We start from the raw sequence: 3,314 nt of genomic DNA, 5'->3' as shown, positions 1-3,314 counted from the left end.
CGGCAGCGGCGGCCTGGGCGGCGCGGGCGGCAGCGGCAGCGGCGGCGATGGCGGCAGCGGCGGCCCAGGCAGCGCAAGCAGCAGCAGCAGCGGCAGCGGCGGCGCGGGCGGCGGCGGTCACGGCCATGGCTGCAGCTTCCGCGCGGCTGGCGACTCCACCGGAGACGCGTCCCTCCTTGGCCTCGCCTTTGCGGGCCTACTCGCCCTCCGGCGCCGCTCCGTCTCCAGCCGAGCGCACTCCGAGCGCCGCCTCGACTGATTGCATCTTTCCCGCAGTCCCACATCCGCGCCAATAGCGCGCCCAGCCGCTCGGCTGCAATACGCGCACATGCCCCCCAAATCCCCGGCATAAAGGGAAAAGTGTTCCCCGAGGCCCGGCTCTTCGGCGAGTACCCGATCGACTCCTGGTCGGCGCATCAACTCGGGCTGCTCGAGCTCCAGCGGGCGCGCCCGGACAACCTCCTCTTCGTCCAGCCGCCCGCACATTACGCGAGCTTCACCCCGAGGCGCGGCGCGTTTTTCCTCGCCGCGCACGGCGCGCGGCTCGTCGGCTTCCACCTCGTGGGCTACGCGCCCGCGATCAATCCGCTCTGGCACGACCACATCCATCGCCCTCGGCGCGAGCCCGTGGGAATGCAGCGTGAGCATCCAGACGGCTGCGGGCTCAGCCGAGGATGGCCACGATGACGTCGGCGATCGCCGAGGCGTACTCCTCCGGTACGCTCTGGTTGACCAGTAAGTCGTGGATCGACTGCCACGACGTCTGACCGCCGGACAGCAGGTCCGCGATCATCGGCGCGTACATCTTGAGGTATTCGCCGGCCTCCGGGCTGAGCTGGCCCAGCATCTGGCCCATCAGGGGACCACCGTGCCGCAGGGCCAGGATCACCAGCCGCAGCTGCCAGGATGTGAGGGCGTCGGCGTGAGTGGACACCGAGGTGCCGACGCGATCGGCTGTCGGCGCGGGCGCCGCGGCCTGGGCCGGGGTCGCCGCCAGCGGCGCGACCGTGGCGGTCAGTGCTATGAACAGGGCGGCCCTGACTCGGTCGGACATGGTGTTACCTCCTGCCTACCGGGAATGAGGGAGACGGTCACTCCTGGTTGCAGCCCCGGTGGGAGTAGTCGTAGTTCCACAGCCAGCCGCCGATGTAGTACCGGGTGGTGTTGCTGTCGGGGCACTCGGCGTCCGGCACTCCGTTGCCGTTCGGGGGCGCGTGCCACTCATCGCCACCGATGTAACCACCGGCCTCGGCGTAGAAGGCGACCTTCAGGTAAGTCAGGTTCGACGGCACCCAGATGTCGGCGTTGCCGCCCCGGTACACGGTGCGCTCCTCGTGGCGGGACTCGCCCTGGGCGTTTACGTAGTCGACCTTCATGTAGCCCGTGTACCACCCCTCACTGTGGACATGCACGGTGTAGGCGCGGTCATTGGCGGCAGCCGGACCGGCAGCAAGGCCGACAGCCGCGGTAACGGCGACGGCGCCGGCGGCCAGCGCGTGACGGTTCTTCATGGTGACTCTCCAGGATGTCAATGCGGTGTCCCTCGAAGCGCCACCTTGGCGCTGCGCCCTCGTTGGGGATGACAGGAGCATGCGGACGCGGGGGAGGTCGGCGTATCGGGGAAGCCACGTAAGTTGGCTTCCGGTGCCGCGCCCGGTATCTGGAACGGCCCACCTCGGGTACAGAGACGTCGTGATGACGAAGATAGACCCCGACGAACCCCCAGGGCCCCGAGCTCGCGCGCGCGGCCCGTGGGATTCGCGACAACCTGGTCACGATCCCCGGACAACGCCGTGAACCTGGGGATCCGGGCGTCGCTCGGGTGTCGCGAGCTCGACCGGATCCTCGCGTCAAGCGCGCGGCTACCGCGGGTGCTCCTGCACCTCGACATCGAGGCTTTTCATGCGGTCGACGGCGGGAGGTGCGTGGATGGCCGAGCCGCGGGGCGGCTCCAGGAGCCCTTACCGCGCGCCGAGCTCGCCGAGCGCGAGGCCCTCGACGCGGCCCCGGCCTGCCCGTCGCCCTCGTCCTCGGCGGGATCGCCCGCCTCGACCTCGCCCCCTCGAGCTCTCCCACTCCCAGTACGCGGGCGCCGGGGCGCAGATCGCCGAGAGGTCGAAGCCTGGGTTCATTGAAATGCGGGAATAGGAGCCCTTCCACGGGCGTATCGAACACCCGATAAGGTCACACAGTCCCGCCAAGTAAACCGGCAAGCGACACGGATCGGGAGCACCATGGATCGCGCGCATGGCCAGAGTTGAAGATCACACGCGGATGCCGGGCGTGCTATACTTACATCTCATGCCACCGATGGGTTGGAGTCGTGTCTTCTAGATCGGTACGAGGACGTCGGGCCGTCATGTGCGCGCAGCTCAGGTGGCTCGCCACCCTTATCCTTCTCGCCGCGTGCGGCACCAATGCCGGAGGTATCAACGTCGGCTCGCAAGACGCGGGTGCACGCGTCCAGCCCGTAGAGCCGCCCCACGAAGCTGCAGCTCCAACGGCTGTGGCGTCCGTCGCGTCCCCCGTGCCGGCCCCGTCGGTCTCGGCGTTGGACTCCGCCCACCCGGAGCGCCAAACGAAGGTATGGATCATCGCCGAGGATGTGCGGCTTTCGGAGACACAAGCTCGACCTCACGGGCCGCCTCCTGCGAAAGGCGCTTGTTTCGACATATCGAAGGCTAAGCCTCGCCTCGCACCCGCTTGGCAGATCGACCGCTGCTCCACCGTGCGCGGCTACTGGGGCATCGGTGCTGTGCTCGTCCCTGAGACACAGGCGGGGGTCGCTGGATATCGGGTCCTACGGCCGTTCCGATTCGTTCGCGAGCGCAACCCATCACTCGGATGGCCTTCGTGGTACGCGCTCGATGCAATCATCGTCGACAACGGCTGGATCGAAGCGAAGTCGCTCGACTCGCTTTCCCTGCCGACGGAACGGAAGGATCCTCTCTTCGAAGATCCCGTGACGATCATGGGCACTCTCCGAAAACCGCCCGCGAACATCAGTCGTCTGTGGGAGCATTTCGACAATGTACGAGATGTGTTGGATTTGGCGCCATACGGGCAGAACAGCCTTCCGATCCTCATAGAGGTGAATGGGCCGTGATGAGAGCTGTGACGTTGAGCTGCCCGACTATACGGCGATAACGAAGCGCATAGAGGGACGGACCATCTCCTAGAGCGCCGGTCAGTTCAAATTCCCATCTCATTTCAATGACTTGTGCGATGGGGATCGACACGCGCCTTCCGGCATGATCCACTGCGCGCGGCTCGCCCAGCCGACGGAGTGGATTCCTGTGTTGACGACCGTTCCC

Annotated in this window: 5 protein-coding genes; 3 read left to right on the top strand and 2 right to left on the bottom strand. The window is 67.1% G+C overall.

Translation table 11 applies throughout. From position 1 onward, the window contains the following. Both QHF85_RS49570 and QHF85_RS49565 read left to right on the top strand, forming a co-directional pair. Positions 1-259 (top strand): hypothetical protein (locus tag QHF85_RS49570; protein ID WP_281334556.1); only part of this gene is annotated, 259 nt, incomplete at its 5' end. Positions 260-360: 101 nt separating this feature from the next. Then, positions 361-687, top strand: a complete 327-nt coding sequence (locus tag QHF85_RS49565) for a hypothetical protein (RefSeq protein WP_281334555.1) — start codon at positions 361-363, stop codon at positions 685-687. Here QHF85_RS49565 and QHF85_RS49560 read toward each other — a convergent pair. Together QHF85_RS49560 and QHF85_RS49555 are read right to left on the bottom strand one after the other, a co-directional pair. Then, a complete protein-coding gene (locus QHF85_RS49560; protein WP_281334554.1) occupies positions 665-1,054 on the bottom strand; it encodes a hypothetical protein in 390 nt (129 codons plus the stop codon). The genes QHF85_RS49565 and QHF85_RS49560 overlap by 23 nt on opposite strands. Before the next feature lie 37 nt (positions 1,055-1,091). Then, positions 1,092-1,511 carry a hypothetical protein gene (locus tag QHF85_RS49555; RefSeq protein ID WP_281334553.1) on the bottom strand — a complete coding sequence of 140 codons (420 nt, stop codon included), beginning with the start codon at positions 1,509-1,511 and terminating at the stop codon, positions 1,092-1,094. A gap of 848 nt (positions 1,512-2,359) precedes the next feature. On the opposite strand from QHF85_RS49555, the gene QHF85_RS49890 reads away from it, so the two are divergent. Continuing rightward, positions 2,360-3,106 (top strand): SURF1 family cytochrome oxidase biogenesis protein, encoded by a 747-nt coding sequence (locus QHF85_RS49890; RefSeq protein WP_348652828.1) that lies wholly within the window; start codon positions 2,360-2,362, stop codon positions 3,104-3,106. Positions 3,107-3,314: the final 208 nt, after the last annotated feature.

This window comes from Polyangium sp. 6x1 (assembly GCF_029946515.1).
Classification (GTDB): domain Bacteria; phylum Myxococcota_A; class Polyangia; order Polyangiales; family Polyangiaceae; genus Polyangium.
This window is presented reverse-complemented; position numbering and strand designations above follow the sequence as displayed.